Annotated in this window: 18 protein-coding genes; 7 read left to right on the plus strand and 11 right to left on the minus strand. The window is 68.4% G+C overall.

Annotated elements, in window-relative coordinates; translation table 11 throughout:
* Window positions 1-429: 429 nt before the first annotated feature.
* Window positions 430-1437: a hypothetical protein gene (locus DAT35_RS22655; protein WP_108069183.1), complete on the plus strand. Its 1008-nt coding sequence runs from the start codon at window positions 430-432 to the stop codon at window positions 1435-1437.
* A 69-nt stretch (window positions 1438-1506) separates the two neighbouring features.
* Window positions 1507-2385: a phosphatase PAP2 family protein gene (locus DAT35_RS22660; RefSeq protein WP_108069184.1), complete on the plus strand. Its 879-nt coding sequence runs from the start codon at window positions 1507-1509 to the stop codon at window positions 2383-2385.
* Here the strand turns inward: DAT35_RS22660 and DAT35_RS22665 are convergent.
* The 3 genes from DAT35_RS22665 to DAT35_RS22675 form a co-directional block, all read right to left on the minus strand.
* Window positions 2382-3947, minus strand: a complete 1566-nt coding sequence (locus DAT35_RS22665; RefSeq protein WP_108069185.1) for a glycosyltransferase family 39 protein — start codon at window positions 3945-3947, stop codon at window positions 2382-2384. The two genes, DAT35_RS22660 and DAT35_RS22665, sit on opposite strands and share 4 nt — an antisense overlap.
* 54 nt (window positions 3948-4001) lie before the next feature.
* Window positions 4002-5912 (minus strand): nitrogen regulation protein NR(II), encoded by a 1911-nt coding sequence (locus DAT35_RS22670; protein ID WP_108069186.1) that lies wholly within the window; start codon window positions 5910-5912, stop codon window positions 4002-4004.
* Window positions 5913-5993: 81 nt separating this feature from the next.
* A complete protein-coding gene (locus tag DAT35_RS22675) occupies window positions 5994-6503 on the minus strand; it encodes a hypothetical protein (protein WP_108069187.1) in 510 nt (169 codons plus the stop codon).
* A gap of 225 nt (window positions 6504-6728) precedes the next feature.
* Here DAT35_RS22675 and DAT35_RS22680 point away from each other — a divergent pair, with 225 nt between their 5' ends.
* Window positions 6729-8381, plus strand: a complete 1653-nt coding sequence (locus tag DAT35_RS22680) for an acyl-CoA synthetase (RefSeq protein ID WP_199242968.1) — start codon at window positions 6729-6731, stop codon at window positions 8379-8381.
* A 30-nt stretch (window positions 8382-8411) separates the two neighbouring features.
* On the opposite strand, the gene trxA is transcribed toward DAT35_RS22680, so the two are convergent.
* The 3 genes from trxA to DAT35_RS22695 all read right to left on the minus strand — a co-directional run bounded on the left by trxA (window position 8412) and on the right by DAT35_RS22695 (window position 11401).
* Window positions 8412-8738, minus strand: coding sequence for a thioredoxin (gene trxA, locus DAT35_RS22685; protein ID WP_108069188.1), 327 nt, complete (start codon window positions 8736-8738; stop codon window positions 8412-8414).
* Between the two features lie 137 nt (window positions 8739-8875).
* Window positions 8876-9799: a LysR family transcriptional regulator gene (locus DAT35_RS22690; protein ID WP_108069189.1), complete on the minus strand. Its 924-nt coding sequence runs from the start codon at window positions 9797-9799 to the stop codon at window positions 8876-8878.
* A gap of 42 nt (window positions 9800-9841) precedes the next feature.
* The gene (locus DAT35_RS22695; protein WP_158501833.1) at window positions 9842-11401 is read right to left on the minus strand and encodes a serine hydrolase; all 1560 of its coding nucleotides are present in this window, start codon (window positions 11399-11401) and stop codon (window positions 9842-9844) included.
* 145 nt (window positions 11402-11546) lie between these two features.
* On the opposite strand from DAT35_RS22695, the gene DAT35_RS22700 reads away from it, so the two are divergent.
* Window positions 11547-12548 carry a fatty acid desaturase gene (locus DAT35_RS22700; RefSeq protein WP_108069191.1) on the plus strand — a complete coding sequence of 334 codons (1002 nt, stop codon included), beginning with the start codon at window positions 11547-11549 and terminating at the stop codon, window positions 12546-12548.
* Window positions 12549-12569: 21 nt separating this feature from the next.
* Here the strand turns inward: DAT35_RS22700 and DAT35_RS60865 are convergent, their stop codons facing one another.
* Window positions 12570-14843, minus strand: coding sequence for a S41 family peptidase (locus DAT35_RS60865; protein WP_108069192.1), 2274 nt, complete (start codon window positions 14841-14843; stop codon window positions 12570-12572).
* A 57-nt stretch (window positions 14844-14900) separates the two neighbouring features.
* Entirely contained in the window at window positions 14901-16172 is a 1272-nt protein-coding gene (locus tag DAT35_RS22710) for a uracil-xanthine permease family protein (RefSeq protein ID WP_108069193.1), read from the minus strand.
* Window positions 16173-16299: 127 nt separating this feature from the next.
* Here DAT35_RS22710 and DAT35_RS22715 point away from each other — a divergent pair, with 127 nt between their 5' ends.
* The gene (locus DAT35_RS22715; RefSeq protein ID WP_108069194.1) at window positions 16300-17055 is read left to right on the plus strand and encodes a TIGR00730 family Rossman fold protein; all 756 of its coding nucleotides are present in this window, start codon (window positions 16300-16302) and stop codon (window positions 17053-17055) included.
* Window positions 17052-17495, plus strand: a complete 444-nt coding sequence (locus tag DAT35_RS22720; RefSeq protein ID WP_108069195.1) for a hypothetical protein — start codon at window positions 17052-17054, stop codon at window positions 17493-17495. Before DAT35_RS22715 ends, DAT35_RS22720 begins: the two co-directional genes overlap by 4 nt.
* A gap of 14 nt (window positions 17496-17509) precedes the next feature.
* On the opposite strand, the gene gndA is transcribed toward DAT35_RS22720, so the two are convergent.
* The 3 genes from gndA to zwf are packed head-to-tail and all read right to left on the minus strand — an operon-like array spanning window position 17510 to window position 21211.
* Complete coding sequence (gene gndA / locus DAT35_RS22725) at window positions 17510-18946, minus strand: NADP-dependent phosphogluconate dehydrogenase (protein WP_108069196.1); 1437 nt, start codon at window positions 18944-18946, stop codon at window positions 17510-17512.
* A gap of 52 nt (window positions 18947-18998) precedes the next feature.
* Window positions 18999-19670 carry a 6-phosphogluconolactonase gene (gene pgl, locus DAT35_RS22730; RefSeq protein ID WP_108069197.1) on the minus strand — a complete coding sequence of 224 codons (672 nt, stop codon included), beginning with the start codon at window positions 19668-19670 and terminating at the stop codon, window positions 18999-19001.
* Window positions 19667-21211 carry a glucose-6-phosphate dehydrogenase gene (gene zwf / locus DAT35_RS22735; RefSeq protein ID WP_108069198.1) on the minus strand — a complete coding sequence of 515 codons (1545 nt, stop codon included), beginning with the start codon at window positions 21209-21211 and terminating at the stop codon, window positions 19667-19669. Before zwf ends, pgl begins: the two co-directional genes overlap by 4 nt.
* A gap of 255 nt (window positions 21212-21466) precedes the next feature.
* Here zwf and DAT35_RS22740 point away from each other — a divergent pair, with 255 nt between their 5' ends.
* Window positions 21467-21808 (plus strand): hydrogenase maturation nickel metallochaperone HypA, encoded by a 342-nt coding sequence (locus DAT35_RS22740; RefSeq protein WP_108069199.1) that lies wholly within the window; start codon window positions 21467-21469, stop codon window positions 21806-21808.
* The last annotated feature ends 13 nt before the right edge of the window (window positions 21809-21821 follow it).

Consider the following 21821-nt stretch of genomic DNA (forward strand, 5'->3'; position numbering starts at 1 on the left):
CCTTGCAGGTGAAGAAGGTGCTCGCACCCGGTGTCGGGTCCGCCCAGGAGCGGACACGGGTGAGCGCGCCCGAGAAGTGGGCGCGCCAATCGGCCGCCGGCCTGCAGCCGGTGAAGGCCATCCGTCAGACAGACGTCGGAGCACCGCGGCAGGAGGTCAACACTCGCCGCGGTCGAGGGATGATGCAGGGGGTCGCACGAGGCCGGGGGATAGACTCCACCGAGCCGGCGGACCTCGCGCGCCCGTTGCCGGGCGGCACATCCCTGTGGGCAGGAGGTACTCTGCCCGACACTCCCCGTTCGCGGTGGGGCCCAGAGCCCACAGGGAGACTTGAAGCCGCGAAGCCTCATCCCCAACTCCTCGCACACCTCGAAGCCGCCAGGACACCTGACGGGGCGGCGGGCGTGGAGGGTCGGAGGAGGCGTGTACATGAATCGGGGAGTCGTGACTCGGGCCACCAGGACCTGTGTGCTCGCGGCAGCTGTGTGGCTTCCGGCTGGCGCGTGGGCGAGCAACCCCCACCTGTCGTTTCCGGTGGTGCTCCCCGAAGGGTCGGGCCTGTCGTTGCGCACGGGCCTGATGGCCCCGCGCCTCGAGGGCCACTGGTGGTACGGATGGAGGGAGGAGGGACAGGAGCCGGTGGTCTGCGCCCCGAGCACCTGTACGCCTCCGCGCGGCGTGGACGTGTGGCGCGTATACCCCCAGGACCAGGGGGGAGACTGGCAGGCGGGCGTCTTGAATGGGACGCCAGGCGCCACCGTGGGCGTGTCCGAGGTGGACTGGAGCGACGCGCTCGAGAACACCACCTGGACCACCGCGTCCGCCCTCCGAGTGGAGACCACGCTGTACACCGAGCTCGCCGAGCCCTTGCTGGCCTACGAGATGGTGCACCTCTATGGCCAGGGGAGCCGGGAGATGCAGGGCGTGGTGGCATCGGACACGGACCCGGCCATCCCCTCGGTGACAGAGAGCGGGGACGCGACGGTGATTACGCCGTGCGCGCGGCTCACGATTCAGAAGCTGGAGGCGTCCGACAGCGCCCACCGGCCGCTGGAGGAACATTTCCGTTGGAACGCGGCCACGGGCGAGTGGAACGGGGCGGCATACACGCTCGTCAACAGCGCGGTCTGGGAGAAGGGAGACCAGGGCCGGAGTGGTGGCCTGAAGGCCGAGGTGGATATCAGCGGCAAGGCACGGTTCCGGTATGACTGGGAGCTGTGGCGCGTCGCGATGCCCTCGCACGTGAGCGCCGCGGGTTGGTATCGACTGACGTTCAGCCTGGATGGGAGCGCCGCGGGTGGCAAGCGCTGTGGCGGGTATGCGCTCAACACGTCGATCACCGAGGCGGCGGTCGAGGTGGGTGACCAGTACCCGGCCGTGGTCGACCCCGTGTGGAACCTGTCCTACGTGGACATCTACGTGCGGCAGAAGGACTGAGCACGTCCACGCCTCGGGGCGATCGGGCAGTCCAGCCGCATTCGGGGATTGTGTGCCAACATCCCCCGCATGCCTCTTGTGACTTGTGCCCTGGTGGTTGCCGCTCTGCTCACGTCGTCCCCGGTGCCCCCGGAGGAGGCCGTTGCGCGGAAGCAGTCGCCCACGCTCCATGCACTGAAGTTCGACTGGAGATGGGATGGCGCGGGCACCGCGGCCCTCGCGGGCGTGCTGGTCACCGGGCTCGTCTTCAAGGAGCAACTGGCGCCCACCGGGTGCCACCTGTGTGACTACACCGTGGAGGGCGGGGACCGGCTTGGACTCGCCGACCGGTGGGGACGCACGGCGTTGCGGGCACAGGACGGCGAGGATCGCCGTGTGGCCTCCGACTGGAGCGACGTGGTGGGCAACGCCGTGCTGCCGGTAGGGATGCTCGGTGCGGAGTTCCTCATGGTCGCCGCGAGTGATGCCCCCTGGCCTTGGCTCGCCGAGGACGCCCTCATCATCACCGAGTCGTTGGCGTTCTCCACGTTGGTGAACACGGCGGTGAAGTACGGGTCGGCCCGGATGCGCCCCTATGCCTATGCGCGCTACGTGGCCGGCGAGAACCCGTCACGCCTCAGCGCGGCGGACCTCTCCTCCTTCTACAGCGGGCACACCAGCTTCGCCTTCAGCCTCGTGGTGACCGTGGGCACGCTGGCCGAGCTGCGCGGCTACCCGGGCCGCTGGCTGGTGTGGACGGTGGGCCTGCCGCTGGCCGCGCTCGTGGGGTCGCTGCGAATGGTGTCCGACAAGCACTACCTCACCGACGTGCTGGTGGGCTCGCTGGCGGGCTCGGCCCTGGGCGTGGCCGTGCCGCTGGTGCTGCACGGACGCAAGCCCTCGCCCGAGGGTGTCTCGCTCCGGGTGACCATGGCTCCAGGTGGGGCGGCCCTCGTGGGGCGCTTCTAATTCGCCTTCCCAGCGGCCAGTGGCTGGCGCGGCTCGCGGCAGTGCCACAGGTCGAAGGTCGTCACGGTGGAGGCGCCGCGGTGCACCGTCACCTCGCCGAGTGCCTCGACGCTCGCGCAGCGCTCCGAGAGCCGCTCCTGGCCGTTGTGGAGCGGTTGGCGCCGGTCGGACACCACCAGCAGGTCCCGGCCGTTCAACGCCTCGGACCCAAGCCAGTAGTCGTACTGCAACCCCGCTTCGCCCAGCACGCCATCCGACTGCGTCTCCGGCTGCCCTGGCAGGTAGAAGGCCAGCTCGCTCGCCGTCTTGTAGCCCCAGCCCACCACGAGGGGCTCGTGGCCCGCGCTCGAGGTGATGCGTGCGCGGTGGGTCTCCACCGCCGAGGCCAGCTCGCGCCAGCCATTGGTGAGCGCATCGCGTCCCGAGAAGGGCACCTGCGGCACGAGGGGAATCAGGTACATGCCCAGCATCAGCGCGCTGCTGCTGGCCACCGCGCTCCATGCCAGCACGCGCACCCGGCGCTGGCTCCATGCCCTGTCCCAGAAGCCCGCCAGCCCCACCATCAGCGCCAGGTAGCACGGCGCCACCCAGTTGAGCTTCACCCAGTGGTACGGCGCCACCGCGGAGAAGAGGAGCAGCCCGGGTGCGCTCGCGAGGATCAACAGCCGGGCCCTCGGCTCACCGCGCCAGGCCTCGCGCGCGAGGAGGAACGCGGTGACCCACAGTGCCACGTACAGCACCGGACCCACCGCCACCGCCTGGAGCCCGAGGTAGCGCCCGAGGAGGAACGGCTTCAGCCCGTGCACCTGCTGCACCCGGCCCGAAGTCTGGAAGGCGAAGCTCGCCCACCCATGGGTGGCGTTCCACACCAGCACGGGCGAGAAGACGAGGAGCGTGACCAGCACCGCGAGGTACGGGTGGGGCGTGCGGAGCGCGGCGCGGCCCCGCTCGGAGAGGAGCGCGGTGAGGAGTATCTGGGGAAGCAGGAGCCCCGCGGTGTACTTGGAGAGCATGCCCAACCCGCACAGCGCGCCCAGCAGGTACCAGCGGTAATGGAAGCGCCCGGGCCCCTTGCCGTCCGGGAGCACCAATTCACACAGCACGCGGAGCGCCGCCGCCCAGCACACGACGAGCGGCACGTCCGGCGTCATCACCACCGAGCCGAGCCCCAGCAGCACCGTCGCGTTGCCCGCCAGCGCCGCGAACGCGCCCGCGGCCGGGGAGTAGAGCCGTCGGCCCAGGGAGGCGAGCAGCAGCGAGAGCGCCACCCCGCAGAGCACGGCCGGCAATCGCACTCCCAGCTCCGTCGCCCCGAGCAGCCGCGTGGACAGGGCGATGAGCCACGCGCACATCGGTGGGTGGTCGAAGTACGAGAGCGCCAGGTGGCGGCCGTACTGCCAGTAGTACGCCTCCTGGGGAGCGACCTCGACGAAAGGGGCGTAGAGCAACCGGACGAGTGCGAGCGCGAGGGTCCCCACCACGGCGGCACGACCCCACACCTGGGCGGTGTCCGTCTCCCGCGGCAGGCTGGCGGGCAGCTGCCCGGTGGTGGAGGTGTCCATGGAAGTCTCCCGGCGCTCGGGGTGGGGTCCGGCGCGGCAGGTATACACCTATTTTCAGGGAGCACTTCCCTCCAGCGGCAGGGCGAGCGTGAAGGTGGCGCCCTGGCCTTTTCCGGCGCTCGTGCAGGAGAGGCGTCCGTTCATCTCGGTGGCCGCCAGTGCACTGATGTGCAGCCCGAAGCCGTGCCCGCTCTTCTTGGTCGTGAAGCCCTGGGAGAAGAGGCGTGAGAGGTACTCGGGCGCGATGCCCACGCCGTTGTCGGACACCGAGATGACCAACCGCTCTTCTCCTGTTTCCAGCCGGATGCGGATGCGCAGGCGCTTGTCCGTCCTGCTGCTCTCCTTCAGGGCATGCCGCGCGTTGCTCAGCAGGTTGATGAGGATCTGCAGCAGCTTGTGGCGATCCACGAGGATGGGAGGGACCTCGGCGTACTCCCGCTCGATGAGGATGCCCTCGCTCTCGATGGAACCGGCGTGCAGACGCAGGGCCTCCTCGATGAGCTCGGGCACCGGCAGCCGCTCCACCACTCCGGCGGCCCGCGCATGCCGCTGCTGCATGCTCACGATGGACTTGATGTGGTCCACGCTCTCGCTCAGGGCGTTCACCTCCTTGCGCAGCGCCTCGCGCTCCTTCTCCAGCTCCTCCGAGAGGGCGATGAAGTAGTCCGGGAGCCGTTGCCCGCGCGGATCCGTGGAGAAGAAGGTGCCGAAGTCCGGCGAGTGCTCGCGCAGCAGCTGGGCGGCTTTGAGCAGGCCGGCGACCCGCGAGGTGCGGAGCTGATCGCGCAACAGGCTGGCCGAGATGTTGACGCTGTTGAGCGTGTTGCCCACGTTGTGCAGCACGCCCGTGGCCACCTCCGCCATGCCCGCCTGCCGCGAGATGTCCACCAGGGTGCGGTGCATCTCGCTCAGCCGGGCCTCGGCCTCCTTGCGCTCCGTGATGTCCCGCGCGGAGAGGGTCAGCCCCGTCACCTTTCCCTCCGCGCCCAGGATGGGATTGAGAGAGATATCCATCACCCGAGGTTTGCCTCCAATCCTGTACTCATCCTCGAGCCGCATGCGCTGGCCGGTGAGCGTCGCGTCGAGCCGCGGGGACCAACGCGCCTGGAGCTCGGGCGGCATGGCGGCGAGGAACTCCTGTCCGGGGAGGATCTCCTGGCCGTGATGGGAGCGGAAGGCCCGCCGCATCGCCGCGTTGGCGGTGAGGACGCGCTTGTGCGTGTCGAGGGAGCAGACCAGGTCCTCGGTGCTCTCGATGACGCTGAGCAGCTTGCCTTCGCTCTCGCGCAGGGTCTTCAGGGTCCGCTCGAGTGCCTCTTGGGCCGCATCGCGTGCGGTGCTGTGCAGCGAGCTCACCAGCCATCCTCCCATCAGGGCGATGGCCGCGGAGACGTGCGCGGTGAGGAATTGATGCACGGAGAGGGGCCCCAGGTCGTGGCCGGAGCGCAGGCGGTAGAGCGGATAGAGGAGCTCCACGGCCACGCAGAGAAAGGCCGTGAAGAGGAGCCCCGGGCGTGGGCCCACCATGTACACCGCGAAGGCGGGGACCAGCATGCTGGTGGCGTGGACACCCCCAATGGGGGAGTTGTTCATGAAGATGGAGAACACGAGCGCCACCGCCACGGCCGCGCACAGGATGAGTCCCGGGATGGCGAGCGACGTGGCCTTGCGGGCCAGCGCGAGCACGCTCAGGTAGCACAGGCTCACGATGACCATGGGCACGTGAGCGGGCCTGAAGGGCTCGGACACCAGGTACAGCGACGTGAACAGCAGGGAGAACACGGTGACGCCGATCAGCACCCGGTACCGGAGGAGCTCGGAGGGGGGCGCCTGGCGGAGGTGCTCCGAGAGGAACCCGTCCAGCAGGGGCGTGAGCCAGGTGTGAGATCCCCGGCGTATGCCGCCCGTCGCCGGCGGCGGGGGTTCACCAGGTGCTACGGGCTTGGAAAGGGATGTGCTCGCCATGGGGGTCTGGCGAGTGTGTCCAGAAGCGGACGGCGCTTCAAAGCGAAGATGACGACAAGAAGCGTCCCTTGTGTGAGGGACTCACACGTCCGCGGGCGCGTCGTAGTTGGGCGTCAGGTCGATCACATACACGGTGAGCAGGTGGTAGATGATGACGTTGCTCACCCAGAAGAAGACTGCGGGGAAGCTCACGTAGACGAGCATCGTGCCCGGCCACACCTGCAGGTGCTTGCCGGTGAGCTCCACCGCGAGGAAGCCTCCCACCCACTCACCGGCCCAGCACACCACCGAGGCGATGGCGATGCGCGTCCAGAGCTTCATGCTCTTGGGGTGGAACCACCAGTAGTGCAGCGTCCACATCAGGAACACCGCGCCCGACCAGAGCACCATGCTCCCGAACGAGAACCATCCGTAGGGAGAATCCGGGTACAGCCAGCCGTACGTCCCATTCATCGCCTTCCAGGCCAGGTTCTGGCCCAGCTCCAGCAGCCAGAGCAGCGGAGCGATGTAGAGAATCTGGGTCGCCAGCACTCGCGCGTAGACGTTGAACGGCCGGCGTTGCGCGTCGGTCGTCAGAGCAATCGCGTTCATCGGATTCCCCCCGGAAGGAAAAGATGGGTTGGGTCAGGTAACGGCCGCTGATAGCACCCACCAGAACCCCCACCGCTTCCTTCGGGCCGTCATCCGCTTTCATTCTGGCGCCAAACCTCTATGGATTTCCAGTCCCGGACGATTTTTCCGGTGCGCTGAGGGTGGGATGGGTGGGCGGGCGCTCTTCCGTGACAAGCTCGCGCCGCCCTTCGACAGGAGCGAGTCATGTCCAAACCCACACCCCGCAACATGACCGACTATGAGGCCACCTACCGCAGCTTCCGGTGGGAGCGCCCCGAGTACTTCAACTTCGCCATGGACTTCGTCGATCGCTGGGCCACCGAGCGCCCCGATGCTCCCGCGCTGCAGTGGAGTGACGAGGCGGGAAACTCGCGGCGCTTCACCTGGCGCGAGGTGCGGCAGCGCTCGGAGCACGCGGCGCGGTTTCTTACGGGCCTGGGCCTGCGCAAGGGCGACCGCGTCTTCACGATGATGCCGCGCATTCCAGAGTGGTGGTTCCTCACGCTGGGCTGCATCCGCGCGGGCATCGTCTTCATGCCGGGCACGCCGATGCTCACCCCCAAGGACATCCGCTACCGGCTGGTGGCGGCGGAAGCTCAAGGCGTCCTCACGGACGCGAGCTGTCTGGACAAGTTCGAGGGCCTGGAGGGAACGGGCCGGGTGAAGACCTGGGTGGCAGTGGGCCAGGCGCCCTCGCCGTGGGTGCGCTACGAGTCCGAAGCGGCGGGCCCGGGCGAGCACGGCGCGCGGTTCGAGCGCACGCGGGCGGATGACCCGATGCTCATCTATTTCACCTCGGGCACCACGGGCATGCCGAAGATGGTGCAGCACACGCAGGCCAGCTATGGGCTGGGGCACCAGATTACGGGCCGCTACTGGTTGGACCTGACGCCGGAGGACCGGCACCTGACGCTGTCGGACACGGGCTGGGCCAAGTGCGCCTGGGGCAAGCTGTTCGGCCCGTGGAGCCAGGGCGCGTGCAACGTGGTGTATGACTTCCGGGGCCGGTTCGACGCGGCGCGGATATTGCGGATGCTCGAGCAGCAGAAGGTGACGACGTTCTGCGCGCCGCCCACGGCGTGGCGGGCCCTCGTGCTGCAGGACCTGTCGCAGTACGACCTGTCTTCCATCCGGCATGCCTTGAGCGCGGGCGAGCCGCTCAACCCCGAGGTCATCGACGCGTGGAAGCAGGCCACGGGGCTGTACATCCGCGAGGGCTATGGGCAGACGGAGTCGGTGATGGTGGTGGGGATGTTCCCCTCGCTGGAGCCGAAGGCGGGCTCGATGGGCAAGCCCTCGCCGGGCTTCGACGTGGCGGTCATCGACCAGGAAGGGAAGGAGGTACCGGCGGGCCAGGAGGGAGACATCGCGGTGCGGGTGAAGCCGGAGAAGCCGGTGGGCCTCTTCGATGGGTACCTCAACGACGAGGCGTCGAACCAGGTGTCGTTCCGGGGCGACTGGTACGTGACGGGGGACCGGGCGGTGAAGGACGCGGACGGCTACTTCTGGTTCGTGGGGCGGCGCGACGACGTCATCAAGACGTCGGGCTACCGGGTGGGGCCGTTCGAAGTGGAGTCGGCGCTGCTGGAGCACGCGGCCGTGGCGGAGTCCGCGGTGGTGGGCGTGCCGGACGAGCGGATCGGCCAGCGCATCAAGGCGTACGTGGTGCTGGCGCCGGGCTTCCAGGCCTCGGAGGCGCTCGCCCAGGAACTGCAGGAGTACGTGAAGAAGACGACGGCGCCCTACAAGTACCCGCGGGAGATTGAATTCGTGACCGAGCTCCCGAAGACGGTGAGCGGGAAGATCCGCCGCACGGAGCTGAGGGCCATGGCCCAACATCCCTCGAAGAAGGACTGACGCGAAGGCTCGCGTCAGTCCTCGCCAGGCTCAGATGTGCTGCTGGAACGCGCTCTCGAGCCTCGCCTTCGGCAGGGCGCCCACGATCTGCCCCACCACCTTGCCCTGCTTGAAGAAGAGCAGGGTGGGGACCGAGCGGATGCCGTACTGCTGGGCCGTGTCCTGGTTGTCGTCGACGTCGAGCTTGGCGACCTTGATGCGGCCCTTGTACTGGGTGGCGAGCGCCTCCACCGTGGGCGCGATGGCGCGGCACGGTGCGCACCAGGTGGCCGTGAAGTCCACCAGCACGGGCTCCTCGGCCTCCAGCACTTCGCGGCGGAAGTTCGCGTCCTGAACCTGAATGACGTCTGCTGACATGGTGTGTCCTCGCGTCCCGGGTGGGCGTATGGGCCCCGGGGTTGTGGTTGCCCGACTTCCCATGGCGAAGACTTAAGGGTCACGGCGCGGGTCCGCGAGAGCCCGCCGCGCAATGGATTGTTCCGCGAAGAGCCCCGTCAGCGTGTGCGACCCGGCTCTTCCCAGGGGACCGCGGCGCTGCGCTGGGCGAGCGTGTCGAGGAAGGCGCGCACCTTGAGCGGAAGCTGCCGGCCACTGGGGTAGACGGCGTAGATGGGGAGCCCTGGTGGGGACACCGCTTCCAGCACGGGGACGAGCACGCCCGCGCGCACGTCGTCCGCGGCGAGCACGGTGGGCAGCCGCACCAGGCCCAGTCCCGCGCGTGCCGCCGCGTGGCCGGCGCGAACGCTGGGGACCTGCAATCGGCCGCTCACCGGCACCGTGCGAGCGCCACGCGGGCCCGCGAAGAACCACACCTCACTCGTGCCCGGCTCGGCGACCAGCACGCACTCGTGGCGCTGGAGCTCATCCGGTGAGCGGGGGGTGCCGCGCCGGCTGAGGTAGGCGGGGCTCGCGTAGTAGCCGGTGCGCACGTGCCCGAGCCGCCGCGCCACTTGTGACGAGTCCGGGAGCGGCCCGGTGCGCAGGGCGATGTCGTACTCCTCGGCGACGAGGTCCACGTACGCCTCGGCGAGCGATACCTCCACGCGCACCTGCGGGTGGCGCAGGAGGAACTCGGTGATGACGGGCGTGAGCAGCTCGCCCAGCAGCGAGAAGGTGGCCACCCGCAGTGTTCCGTGAGGCGTGCCTCGCGACTCGCTCAGGGCCCGGTTCACCTCCTGGGCCTCGGCGACGAGCCGCGCGCAGTGGGCGTGGTACTCGCGCCCCGTCTCGGTGAGCCGCAGCCGCCGCGTGTTGCGCTCGAGCAGGCGCGTGCCCAGCCGCTCCTCCAGCGCCGCCAGCCGCCGGCTCACCGTGGACTTGCGCAACCCCAGCCGCGTGGCTGCCGCGGTGATGCCTCCCGCACTCACCACCTCGGCGAAGACGAGCATGTCATCCAGCAGCGGCGGGGTCGGGGACATGGTGCGCGGGAGCCTACGCCTCGGCTGCTGGGGCCGCGAGCGTCAATTGGGCTCTGGAACCCGCTCGACCGCCAGCTCGTCGAAGTTCACGTCGAGCAGCTTGGGTTGATCGAACGTGAAGCCCCGGATCTTCCCTCCCGAATCGAAGGAGAAGGTCATGAAGCCCTGCGGAAATCCCATGGGGTCCCTCCAATGAGTCCGGAAGGTGTCGTATTGCCAATGCTCCAGATCGGCCGTGAAGGCAGGGCTGTGGCTGAACCGGAGCACCAGCCTTCCATTCTCATTCGCGATGGACAGGTCCCCGTACATGCGGTCCCGGTACTTCCCGGCGTACCGCCCCAGTTCGAGTGAGGGCTTCGTCCCCTGTGTACGCGCGGCGACCTGCGCTGCTTCGGCCTCCTTCTCCTTCTGCTCGCCTTCCGTCCGGAACTTCAGCGCGATCCTGGCCCAATCGGTCGGTGGCGCTCCGAGGTAGGCATCGAGGATGCGGTACGCCATCGCGTTGAAGATGCCACCATCCTGGTGCGACAGGACGGTGATGCCGAGGTTCTCCTCCGGTACGAGGATGACGACCGCGGCCATTCCATCCATGCCGCCCGTGTGGGAGATAATCTTGCGCCCGCGGTAGTCGCGCAGGAACCAACCGAACCCATAGGCGCGGAACCGGGCATCGAGGGATTTGAGCTCGGGCCGGGGAGAGGGGGGATTGGGCACGAGCATCTGTGGCGTGAAGAGCTCGCGCGCCACCTTGTCACTGTAGAGCTTCTTGCCCTGGGAGGTGCCCTCCGCCAGCAGCAGTTGCATGTACCTGGCCATGTCATTGACGCTGGACACGATGGAGCCGGCGGGGCCGATGTTGTCCGAGTCCCGGTACTCGATGGCGACGGATTTGCCTTCGAGGCGCACATGCGGCATGGCGAGGTTCTTCGACTTCTGCAGGTCGCGGTAGAGCGAATTGCTCTCATCCATTCCGAGCGGGGTGAAGATGCGCTCGCGAATGAAGTCATCCCAGCTCTTCCCGGAGACCGCGTGGACGACCTCTCCCGCCGCCATATACATCACGTTTTGATAGGCGAAGGTGCTGCGGAAGCTGGAGACCGGCTTGATATGGACAATCCGTTTCAGCACTTCCTCGCGGTTGTAATCCGAGCCATACCAGAGAATGCCGCCGCTCACGTCCGGAAGACCGCTGCGGTGGGTGAGCAGATCCCGGATCGTGAGTTCGCGAGTGACATAGGGATCATAGAGCTGGAGGTACGGGAGGTATCTGCTGACGGGGTCGTCCCAGGAAAGCTTGCCTTCATCCACCAGCATGCCGAGCGCCATGGCGGTGAAGGATTTCGAGATGGAGCCGATCGCGAAGAGCGTGTGCTCGTCGACCGGAGCGGGCTCGCCCACCTTGCGAACGCCATACCCTTTCGAGAGGACCACCTTGCCATCCTTGACGACCGTGATGGCGAGACCCGGCACGTTCCAGTCGTGGATGGCGCCGTTGGCATAGGTGTCGAGGCCCTTGAGGGGGGCCGCCTGCCCCCAGGCCAGGGAGCAACTGAGCAACAGGACGAGGACGGAGATGGAGGTTGCTGCGGTGCGTTGGCGCATCGACCAGGCTCCTGGTCGTGAGGTCTGGAGAGAAGCGGAGGGAGGAGTAACCGGGGCGGGCCGCTCGTGTCCAACGGGCCGTGGGCCGGTTCGATCTCCGGGCACATGACCAATCCATGACATCGATATGCAACGAATGGAGGGCATGGATAGAATCACTCCCACGGCCGGTAAGGAGCTCATTGCCCGGACGCGTCCCTTCGCAACGCAGGATGTCACGCGCAGTTGGTGGCACGTCGCGTCAACCTTGGGCGCGTTGGTCGCCGCCATCGCGGTCGCGGTCGCCGCACCCTGGTGGCCACTGAGGGTCGTGGGCGGGCTCGTCGAGGCGCTCGTGCTCGTCCGCTCGTTCATCCTCTACCACGACTTCATGCACGGCGCCCTGCTGCCTGCCTCTCCCGTGACGCGGATGCTCTTCCACATCCAGGGCGTGCTGCTGCTCACCCCCGCCCGCATCTGGAATGACACCCACAACCACCACCACGCCAACACCGCGCGTCTCTCCGCTTCCTCTGCGGGTACGTTCGCCACGTGGACCACCGACATGTGGCGCGCTGCTTCCACCCGGCAGCGTCTCGCCTATGTCGTCGAGCGCCACCCGCTGACCCTGCTCTTCGGCTACATCACGGCCTTCCTGCTCAGCCTGTGTCTCGTGTCGTTCGTGCGCGACCCACGGCGGTACTGGACCTCGGGACTCGCGGTGCTCGTCCACATCGCACTGTCCGTCTTGGTCTGGGTCGCCTTCGGCCCGGCGGTGTATTTCTTCGCCTTCCTCGGGCCGCTCTTCGTGGGCTATGCGCTGGGCGCCTACCTCTTCTATGCCCAGCACAACTTCCCCGAGATCGAGATCAGCTCGGAGGACGAGTGGACGCATGCGGGCTCGGCGCTCGATGCCTCGAGCTACCTGGAGTGCGGTCCGGTGCTGGCCTGGTTCACGGGCAACATCGGCTATCACCACATCCACCACCTGAACCCGCGCATCCCCTTCTACCGCCTGCCCGAGGCCATGGCCGCGCTCCCCGAGTTGCAGCACCCGCGCGTCACGACGCTGCACCCCCGGGATGTGCTCGCCTGCCTGCGCCAGAACCTCTGGGAGCCGAAGCTGCAGCGGATGGTGGCCTACCGCGACGCGCGTGCTGGGATGTGAGGGCCGCACGCCTTTCACGTCTCACTCGCGAAGCATGGAGATCGCCCGCTCGAGGACCTCGTCCCGTCCCGAGCGGATGCCTTGCACGGTGGGCCGCACCTCCACGTCCGGAGTGACTCCCACGCCCTGCACCGGACGGCCATCCGGGTAGAGCAGGAGCTGGCCGGTGAAGAGGACACAGATGGCTCCAGGCAGGCACACGTTGGTGGTGTCTCCCACGGCGCCCGCGGTGGGTGCTCCCACGAGCCGGGTGCCCGCCGTGGCCTGGAGCATCATGGCCGTGTACTCGGCCTGGCTGGAGGCGCGCTCGTCCACGAGCATCACGGTGCGGCCGGTGTAGCGCGGTGGGGTGGCTCGGGAGATCTCCGAGTCGGAGAACCGCAGCTCCTGGCGCCGGCCGGAGGACACGAGCGGTCGGGCGACCACCGCCGCGTGCTCGGCACCCTTCACGTTGAGCCGGGGCGCGAGCTCCCACGCGGTGCTCTGGGGCTGGCCGCGCATGTCGAAGATGATGCCGCGAGTCCCCTTCAAGAACTCCAGCATCGGGTCGATCTGCTCCACCCGGAGCAGCCTCAGGTCGACATAGCCGAGGTTGCCCTCGAGCTTCCGATAGGGCTCGCCCCCCGTGGGGGGTTGCCGGAAGGGCGCGAGGAAGGCGCGGGAGCGGGGCAGCTTCAGCTCCTTCTGCTTGCCATCCGCGGACCTCACGCGCAGCGAGACCTGTGAGCCATCCGGTCCAGCGAGCAGCATCTCCGCCACCTTCAGCGAGAGCGCCGCGGGAGTCGAGGCCGCGAGGTGACGGCGGAGGAACGCAGCCCGCTCCTCCACGGGCTGTCCGTCCACGGTGAGCAGCTCGTCTCCCACGGAGAGCCCGGCCTCGCGGGCCACGTTGGCATCGAAAATCTCCGTCATCAGGGGGCGGCCCTCCACGTAGCGCGGGAGGATGGGGGCGGTCGCCTCGCCGAGCGTGCGGAAGACGGTGCCGCGCTCGGCCAGGAAGATGTGGCCGTCATGGACGCGGGCGGACAGCTCGTAGAGCGCGAGCGCGTAGGCTCGTGCATCCGAGGCCTCGCGGGCCTTGCGGAGGAACTCGGGCAGCACCGCGTCCCAGTCGTCGAGCGCCTTCGGGTCCGGGTGGAAGTAGCGCATGACATTCCAGAAGCGGCAGACGGCCAGCGCCCTGAGCTCGGGGGAGGGGTACTCCTGGTCCGCGTAGGTCTCGTCCGCGTGCCATGTGGGCAGTCCGGCCCGTGGTGAGGCATTGCGCGCGGGAGTCTTCGCCCTGCCCGAGCGGACGAGCTTCAGCGCGGCCTGGATGGCGGGGCCCTGTTCTCCTTCATCGGCGTTCGCGGGCACGGTGACATCCGCACGCAGTCCTTGCGAGCCCTCGGGGAAGACGAGCTCGGAGGTGCGCACGATGGCGCGGTGGCCACCGGCGAGGGGCAGCTCCATCGTTTTGACGGCGGAGCTCTCGTCGAGCGCTCCCTGGGCCACGAGGAAGGTGCGGGACGAGGATCCCACCATGGCCAGCAGCGGCGGGACGAGCGGGGTGCGCCCGTTGACGAGGAAGGCCACGGAGCGCTTGGGGGCACCGGGCGCGGACGCGAAGCCCTCGGCGAGCTTCAGGTCCATCGTGGTGCCGTAGCCGCCCGAGGTGGCGCCGAACTGGATGCGATAACCCGAGTGCTGGAGGTAGCGCTCACCGGGGCCCGTTACCGGCTCGGAGGGCAGCGCGCCCGCGAGGAAGCCCAGGGCCTGATCCATCCAGATGGCTTCATCCGCGCCACTGGCACGCAGGTCCACGACGACGCGGCGGGCCTTCGCGAGCTCGGGGCCCAGTGCGGAGACCGCCATGTACAGCTCCTGGAAGTTCCCGAAGCGGCGGTCGAGGTCCACCACGAGCACATCCCCCACCTGGCGTGAGAGGGGAGGGGGTTGCGCGCTCGGAGTGGGAGGGGGAGGCGTCTGCCGGACCACCCGCGTGATGGGGTCTCCGAGCCTGCCGAGCATCTCCTGAAGGGCATCGGAGATGGCTTCGGGAGAGTGGGCCCCCATCACCCGGGGCGTTGCCTCCACCAGCGCCGCGTCCCAGTCGAGCTCCCGGGAGGGCAGGGATGGATGGAAGTACTCCACCGCGCCCCAGACACGGCAGAGCGTCGCGAGCCGCGCATCGGGAGTGGCCTCCACGAGCTCCGGAGCGCCCTCGGCCGTGGGGGCCGCATATGCGGCGAGCCCCATGACGAGTGTGAGTAGAAAGATCGCTCCTGGTTGACGGCGAACCCGTGTGGTGGCCATGTTCCCCTCCCGATGTTGCCGCAGAGACACCGGGAGGAGTGAAAGGTTCCCCGAGGCCTATTTTCCGGCCGGCGGGTTGTCCGAGGCGGGCGAGGGCTCCGGGGCGGAGTGGGCATCCACCTCCTCGCGATTGAGCGAGGCCGGTAGGAACGCGTTGGCGAGGACGCCCACGAGCGCGGCCAGGGCCATGCCATGCAGCTCCAGGTGGATGCTTCCCAGCGCCACCGGCACCTTCGCGCCGCCCAGGCCGAGCACGAGGATGAGGCTCACCACGATGAGGTTGCGGCTGTGGGCGAAGTCGATCCGCGCCTCGGAGAGGGTGCGGATGCCCACGGAGGCGATCATCCCGAAGAGCAGGATGCTGACGCCTCCGAGCACGCCAGCCGGGAGACTCTGGAACACGGCGGCCAGCTTGGGCGAGAGGCCGAACAGCATGGCGAAGCCGGCGGCGATGCGCAGCACGGCGGGGTCGTAGACGCGGGTGACGGCGAGCACGCCGGTGTTCTCCGCGTAGGTGGTGGCGGCGGGCCCGCCGAGCACCGCGGAGGCCATGTTGGCGATGCCATCGGCGAAGAGGGTGCGAGGCAGGCCCGGCCTCTCCAGGAAGTTCTTGCCCACCACGCGGCCGTTCACGATGACGTCGCCGATGTGCTCGATGAAGGTGACCAGGGCCACGGGGGCGAGCACGAAGATGGCCGTCCACGAGAACGCCGGAGCGTGGAATGGAGGCAGGCCCACCCAGGCCGCGTCGCGGATGGCGTCGAGCTTCGCGGGCTCCACGGCGCCGAGCACCAGCGCCGTCACGTAGCCGGCGATGACGGCGATGAGGATGGGAATCATCTTGAAGAGGCCGCGAGCGAAGACGCTGGTGAGGATGGCGGCCAGCAGCGTGACGAGCGCGAGCCCCCAGTGGCTCTGGGCCTGGTTGACGGCGACTCCGGCGAGGCTGAGCCCGATGACGATGATGACGGGGCCGGTGACGATGGGCGGGAAGATCTGCTGGATGCGCTGCACGCCGACGGCCTTCACCAGGGCGGAGAAGACGAGGTACATGGCGCCGGCGGCGACGAGCCCTCCTCCGACGGCGGCGGGACCCTCGGCCTTGAGCACGGCGATGATGGGGGCGATGAAGGCGAAGCTGCTGCCCAGGAAGATGGGCACGCCGAGCCCGGTGAGGACGTGGAAGAGCAGGGTGGCCATCCCAGCTCCGAAGAGCGCGACGCTCGGGTTGAGGCCGGTGAGGAGTGGTACCAGCACGGTGGCGCCGAACATGGCAATGGTGTGCTGGAGGCCCAGCACGACCTTCTTCTGGAGCGGGAGGGGCGGCATGGAGCTTCGCCTTACCGCACCGGTGCCCCTGCCGGGTACTGCCTACTTGTTCGGGTGAGCCCGGCGCGCGGGGCTCGCGACAGGCCGAGTGCTCAGGGAACGAGCGCTCGGGCTAGACTCCCGCTCCGTGCCAGCCGACGACGAACAGAGGCCGGGGCCCGAAGCGCCACCCGATGCGCGGTGGGGGAAGGGAACGCGGGCCCACGAGGAGCGCATCTTCCTGGAGGGCCCGCGGTCTCGCGGGACGGAGCTGCGCCGGGCCCTGCGCATCTTCAGCGAGTGCATCAAGGGCTTCCGCACGCTGCACTTCGTGGGGCCGTGCGTGACGGTGTTCGGCTCGGCGCGCTTCGGCTCGGAGCACCCCTACTACCAACAGGCGCGGCGGATGGGGGTGGAGCTCGCGAAGATGGGCTTCTCGGTGATGACAGGAGGCGGGCCAGGCATCATGGAGGCGGCCAACCGCGGAGCACGCGAGGCCGGGGGGCGCTCGGTGGGGTGCAACATCCAGCTCCCCCATGAGCAGAAGCCCAACGCGTACCTCGATACCTTCGTCGAGTTCCGTTACTTCTTCGTTCGCAAGCTGATGCTGGTGAAGTACTCGTACGCGTTCGTGGCGTTCCCGGGTGGCTTCGGGACGATGGATGAGATCTTCGAGACGGCGGTGCTCATCCAGACGGGAAAGATTCGCAGCTTTCCGTTGGTGTTGATGGGCAGGGAATACTGGGCGCCGCTGGTGGACTTCCTGCGCGGGACGTTGCTGGCTGCGGGCACCATCGACGCGGCGGATGTGGACCGGCTGGTCATCACGGACTCGGTGGAGGAGGCTGCACAATGCATCCGTCAAGGCATGGAAGGCGGGCCGGGGCGCGGCAGGTTCCGATGAAAGGCATGCACCTGCTGCCGCTCCTGTCGCTGCTCGCCTGCCTGGAGGCCATGGCTGCTCCACTCCATCCCCCCGTCTCACTCATGAGCACGGAGTCCCTGGCGGCCGAGTTCCGTGTGCTGCGGCAACTCCCCGATGAGCCCTGGACTCCGGAGCTCAAGGGCTGGAATGGCTGGATGCATCAGGTGATGCTCGAGCTCGAGCACCGCCTGAGGGAGGGGGCGTACCTGAAGCCGGAAGTCGTCCAGCTCCTCGGCGAGCCGGACGAGGTGTGGCCCTGGCTCTCCAGACGGAGCGAGTACCAGTTGGGCTTGTCCGGCTACACGTACGACGCGAGCGAGGTCCTCGTCTATTACTGGCGAGGACTGCACGACTTCCTGTTCTTCTCCTGCGAGGGTCCGCTCATCGTCCAGGTGGACTGGTTCCTGGCCTACGAATGAGCGGAGGGTAGGCGTCAGCTCCAGTCGGAGTGGACGAAGCCGGCCTCGGGCCTGTCGCGGCGCTGGTAGGTGTGGGCGCCGAAGGCGTCTCGCTGGGCCTGGGTGAGGTTCTGCGGCAGCTCGGCGCTGCGGTAGCTGTCGAAGTAGGCCAGGCTCGCGCTGAACACCGGCACCGGAATCCCCAGCCGTGTGGCCACCCCCACCGTGCGTCTCCAGGCAGGCCCCATCTTCTCCAGCACCGGTGCGATGTTGTCGGCCAGCATCAGGTTGATCAGATCCGGCTTCTTCGTGAAGGCCTCGCGCAGCGGCGTGAGCAGCTTCGCGCGGATGATGCAGCCGGCCCGCCAGATGCGCGCCATCTCCGCCAGCGACACGTTCCACTTGTGCTCGTTGGACGCCGCCTGGATGAGCCGCATCCCCTGCGCGTACGTCACCACCCTCGCCGCGTACAGCGCGTCATGCACCCACGCCGCCACGTTCGCCTTCTCGTCCGCGGACAGGGACTCCTTGGGCCCATGGACGATGCGGCTCGCCGCCACGCGCTCCTCCTTCATCGAGGACAGGATGCGCGCATCCAGCGCCCCCGCGATGGAGGGCACCGGCACGCCCAGGTCGAGCGCCACCTGCACCGTCCACTTCCCCGTCCCCTTCTGGCCCGCCTTGTCCAGCACCAGGTCCACCAGCGGCTTGCCCGTCTCCGGGTCCTTCTTGCGCAGCACCTTGATGGTGGTCTCCAGCAGGAAGGACTCGGCGATGCCCTTGTTCCACTGCTCGAAGAGGTTGGCGATCTCCTCCTCGGACATCCCGAGCCCGCGGCGCAGCAAATCGTACGTCTCCGCCAGCAGCTGCATGTCCGCGTACTCGATGCCGTTGTGCACCATCTTCACGAAGTGGCCCGCGCCATCCGGGCCCACGTAGGTGACGCACACGCCTTCCTCACTCCTCGCGGCGATCGCCTCCAGCACCGGGCGCACCAGTGCGTACGCCTCGGCTGGGCCGCCCGGCATGATGGACGGGCCGTACCGCGCGCCCTCCTCACCGCCCGAGACGCCCACGCCCATGAAGTGCAGCCCCTTCTGCTTCCAGGCCTCCTCGCGCCTCTTCGTGTCCAGGAACCAGGAGTTGCCGCCGTCCAGCACCACGTCCCCGGGCTGCAGCAGCGGCTCCAGCTTCTCCATCATCGAGTCCACCGCCGCGCCCGCCGTCACCATCAGCATGATGCGGCGAGGGCGCTCCAGCGCCGCCACGAACTCCTCCAGCGAGGAGTAGCCCTGGAGGCTCTCGGGTGCGCCCTTCTTGCGCAGCTCGTCGAAGCGCTCGGAATGGCGATCCCACACCGCTACCCGGAAGCCATGGTCCGCTACGTTGAGCGCGAGGCTCTGTCCCATCACTCCCATTCCCGCTACGCCGAACTGCGCACGCCCCTTCTGCGGGCCCTGTGCTGTGCTCATTGCGTTGTCTCCTGCGTCCGCCGTGCTCACGGCGTCGAAAGCTGTGTCGGTGTCACTGGCCTTGTCCCGCGGCGGCCCGGTCCATCATCCATTGCGTGTGCTGCACCTTCGCGGCGGGGAGGTCCTCGCCCGCGAGCACCCGGCGCACCACGTCCCGCTTGCCCGCGCCGCTCACCAGGCCCAGCACCTTCCGGGCGGATTGGAGCACGGGCAGCGTCAGCGTCATCCTCCACGGCGGAGGCTTGGGGCCCACCACCGCCAGCACCCGCCGCTCCTTCTCCTGCAGCGCTGTGTTGCCGGGGAAGAGCGACGCGGTGTGTCCGTCCTCGCCCATGCCCAACACCACCACGTCCAGCGCGGGGGGCAGCTGCTTCTCGTAGTCGCGCGCCGCTTGATCCCTGTCCGTGCGCTCGCCCTGCATCCGGTAGATGTGCTCCGGCGGCACGCCCAGCGGCTTGAAGAGTGTCTCCTCCGCCAGCAGGTAGTTGCTCTCCGGGTGGTCCGGTGGAACGAAGCGCTCGTCCACGAAGTAGAAGTCCACGCGAGCCCAGGGGACGTCGCGCTTCGCCAGCTCCCGGTAGGCCGGCGCCGGAGTACTTCCACCCGACAGCGCCAGACTCGCCCGCTTGCCTTCGGCCAGGGCTTCCTTGAGCGCGCGTGCCACCCAGTCCGCGCCCTCGGCTCCCAGCGCATCCTTCTCCACCACGATGGGGGCGGGCCTCATCCCTTGAGCTCCGTCCAGCGCCGACCATCCTTCGACAGCAGTGCCGCCGCCGCATCCGGCCCCGCGCTGCCCGTCTCATACGTGTGCAGCGCGCCTCCCTTGCCCGAGTCCAGTGACTCGATGATGGGCGTCACCCAGGCCCACGCCTGCTCCACGCTGTCCTGCCGCGCGAAGAGCGTGGTGTTGCCCCGCATGCAGTCCAACATCAGCCGCTCGTACGCCTCCGGCACCGGCTTGTGGAAGCTGTTGGAGTAGTCGAAGTCCATGGTGACGCCGGCGATGTTGATGTCCTCGCCGGGCACCTTCGACTCGAAGCTCAGCGCGATGCCCTCGCGCGGCTGGATGCGCAGCGTGAGCACGTTGGGCTGCAGCCGCTGGCAGGTGTCGCTGGTGTTGAAGAGGCAGTGCGGCACGGACTTGAAGTGGATGGACACCTCCGTCACGCGCTTGCTCAGGCCCTTGCCGGCGCGCACGTAGAAGGGCACGCCCTGCCAGCGCCACGTGTCGATGTACGTCTTCAGAGCTACGTAGGTGGGCGTCTTCGACCCCTTGCCCACCCCCTGCTCCTCCCGGTAGCCCTTGTACTGCCCCTGCACCACGTACTTCGCCACTTCGCTGCCTTCCATGGTGCGCAGCGCACGGAACACCTTGTTCTTCTCGTCCCGGATGTCCTCCGCCGCGAACGAGATGGGCGGCTCCATGGCGCACAGGGCCAGCACCTGCAACAGGTGGTTCTGCACCATGTCCCGGATGACGCCCGTCTCGTCGTAGAAGCGCCCGCGCCCCTCCACGCCAATCTTCTCCGCCGCCGTTATCTCCACGTGGTCGATGTTCTGCCGGTTCCACAGCGGCTCGAAGATGGCGTTGGCGAAGCGGAAGACGAGGATGTTCTGCACCGTCTCCTTGCCCAGGTAGTGGTCGATGCGGAAGATCTGCTTCTCGTCCAGCACCGAGGCCAGGGCACGGTTGAGCTCCTTCGCGGTGGCCAGATCGCGGCCGAAGGGCTTCTCGATGACGAGCCGTCGCCAGGGCCGCTTCACGGCGGGGTCCTCTCGGTACAGCAGCCCGGCACCGGACAGGCCGTTGAGCAGCGAGGGGAAGGTGGAGGCCGGAGTGGCCAGGTAGTAGAGCTGGTTGCCCTGGGTGCCGAAGCGTTCGGCGATGCGGTCCAGGTGCTCGCGCAGGCGGATGAAGGACTCGGGGTCGTCGTAGCCGCCCGTCATCATCTCCAGCTTGGAGGAGAGCCGCTCCCAGGTGGCCTCGTCCAGCGGTTGGGTGCGGGCGAACTTCTGCAGCCCCTCCTTCACCTGGGCGCGGAACTGCTCCAGGTTGTGCTCCGAGCGGCTGAAGGCCACCACGGCGAAGTGGTGGGGCAGGAGCCCCTGGCGCGCCAGCTCGAAGAGGGCCGGGAAGAGCTTGCGTTGTGCCAGGTCTCCCGTGGCGCCGAAGAGGACCATGACGCAGGGGTCCGGTCTGCCCGCTCTCACCAGCGGTTCACCTTCGCGGGGATGGGTCTCGATGTGCAGGCCCTGCTCGTCCATGTCGCCCTCCGGAACTGCGGATGCGCGGGAACATATGCGCTCATGCCCGCGCTGGCGCACCAATACGTTGGGAGGCACACCCGTCCGTGAGGCCTGGGTTGCCGTCCGGTGCTGGATATGGGAGGAAGAACCGTTGGCCGGATGACGTGCCGGAGTTCCCCGCTCGCGAGTGGAGGCGGCGGGTTGTATCCTGGCCTGCCCACCTCCTGCCTTCTTCTTCGACGTCGCATGTCCTCCGATTCAGGTCGTGTCGCCATGCAAGAGTCCGCCCTTGCCCGGCAGGTGCTCGAGACTGTCCTCAAACGAGCCGTCTTCCACGAGGCCGCGCGCATCCGCGTGGTGCGCGGATGGGTGGCGGAGACGCAGTCGCTGTCCCCCGAAGGACTGTCCCAGCATTTCGCCGCCCACGCGCGGGGCACGCGGGCGGAAGGGGCGCGGCTGTTGCTGAACCTCATCCACGTGGAGGCGCGCTGCCGGACCTGTGGCCGCACCTACGCTCCCGAGCACTACCTCCTGCGCTGCCCGGTGTGTGGCAGCTCCGATGGGGAGCAGCTCGGGCAGACGGGACTGGCCGTCACCGCCATCGAGGTGGATTAGCCGCTCGACCGGC

Origin of the sequence: Vitiosangium sp. GDMCC 1.1324, assembly GCF_003044305.1 — a bacterium.
In the GTDB taxonomy this organism is placed as follows: domain Bacteria; phylum Myxococcota; class Myxococcia; order Myxococcales; family Myxococcaceae; genus Archangium.

What these genes read in the sequence shown, in the direction of transcription:
- DAT35_RS22655 (WP_108069183.1), top strand. Translation starts at nt 430, where the DNA reads ATGAATCGGGGAGTCGTGACTCGGGCCACCAGGACCTGTGTGCTCGCG.
- DAT35_RS22660 (WP_108069184.1), top strand. Translation starts at nt 1,507, where the DNA reads ATGCCTCTTGTGACTTGTGCCCTGGTGGTTGCCGCTCTGCTCACGTCG.
- DAT35_RS22665 (WP_108069185.1), bottom strand. Translation starts at nt 3,947, where the DNA reads ATGGACACCTCCACCACCGGGCAGCTGCCCGCCAGCCTGCCGCGGGAG.
- DAT35_RS22670 (WP_108069186.1), bottom strand. Translation starts at nt 5,912, where the DNA reads ATGGCGAGCACATCCCTTTCCAAGCCCGTAGCACCTGGTGAACCCCCG.
- DAT35_RS22675 (WP_108069187.1), bottom strand. Translation starts at nt 6,503, where the DNA reads ATGAACGCGATTGCTCTGACGACCGACGCGCAACGCCGGCCGTTCAAC.
- DAT35_RS22680 (WP_199242968.1), top strand. Translation starts at nt 6,729, where the DNA reads ATGTCCAAACCCACACCCCGCAACATGACCGACTATGAGGCCACCTAC.
- trxA (WP_108069188.1), bottom strand. Translation starts at nt 8,738, where the DNA reads ATGTCAGCAGACGTCATTCAGGTTCAGGACGCGAACTTCCGCCGCGAA.
- DAT35_RS22690 (WP_108069189.1), bottom strand. Translation starts at nt 9,799, where the DNA reads ATGTCCCCGACCCCGCCGCTGCTGGATGACATGCTCGTCTTCGCCGAG.
- DAT35_RS22695 (WP_158501833.1), bottom strand. Translation starts at nt 11,401, where the DNA reads ATGCGCCAACGCACCGCAGCAACCTCCATCTCCGTCCTCGTCCTGTTG.
- DAT35_RS22700 (WP_108069191.1), top strand. Translation starts at nt 11,547, where the DNA reads ATGGATAGAATCACTCCCACGGCCGGTAAGGAGCTCATTGCCCGGACG.
- DAT35_RS60865 (WP_108069192.1), bottom strand. Translation starts at nt 14,843, where the DNA reads ATGGCCACCACACGGGTTCGCCGTCAACCAGGAGCGATCTTTCTACTC.
- DAT35_RS22710 (WP_108069193.1), bottom strand. Translation starts at nt 16,172, where the DNA reads ATGCCGCCCCTCCCGCTCCAGAAGAAGGTCGTGCTGGGCCTCCAGCAC.
- DAT35_RS22720 (WP_108069195.1), top strand. Translation starts at nt 17,052, where the DNA reads ATGAAAGGCATGCACCTGCTGCCGCTCCTGTCGCTGCTCGCCTGCCTG.
- gndA (WP_108069196.1), bottom strand. Translation starts at nt 18,946, where the DNA reads ATGAGCACAGCACAGGGCCCGCAGAAGGGGCGTGCGCAGTTCGGCGTA.
- pgl (WP_108069197.1), bottom strand. Translation starts at nt 19,670, where the DNA reads ATGAGGCCCGCCCCCATCGTGGTGGAGAAGGATGCGCTGGGAGCCGAG.
- zwf (WP_108069198.1), bottom strand. Translation starts at nt 21,211, where the DNA reads ATGGACGAGCAGGGCCTGCACATCGAGACCCATCCCCGCGAAGGTGAA.
- DAT35_RS22740 (WP_108069199.1), top strand. Translation starts at nt 21,467, where the DNA reads ATGCAAGAGTCCGCCCTTGCCCGGCAGGTGCTCGAGACTGTCCTCAAA.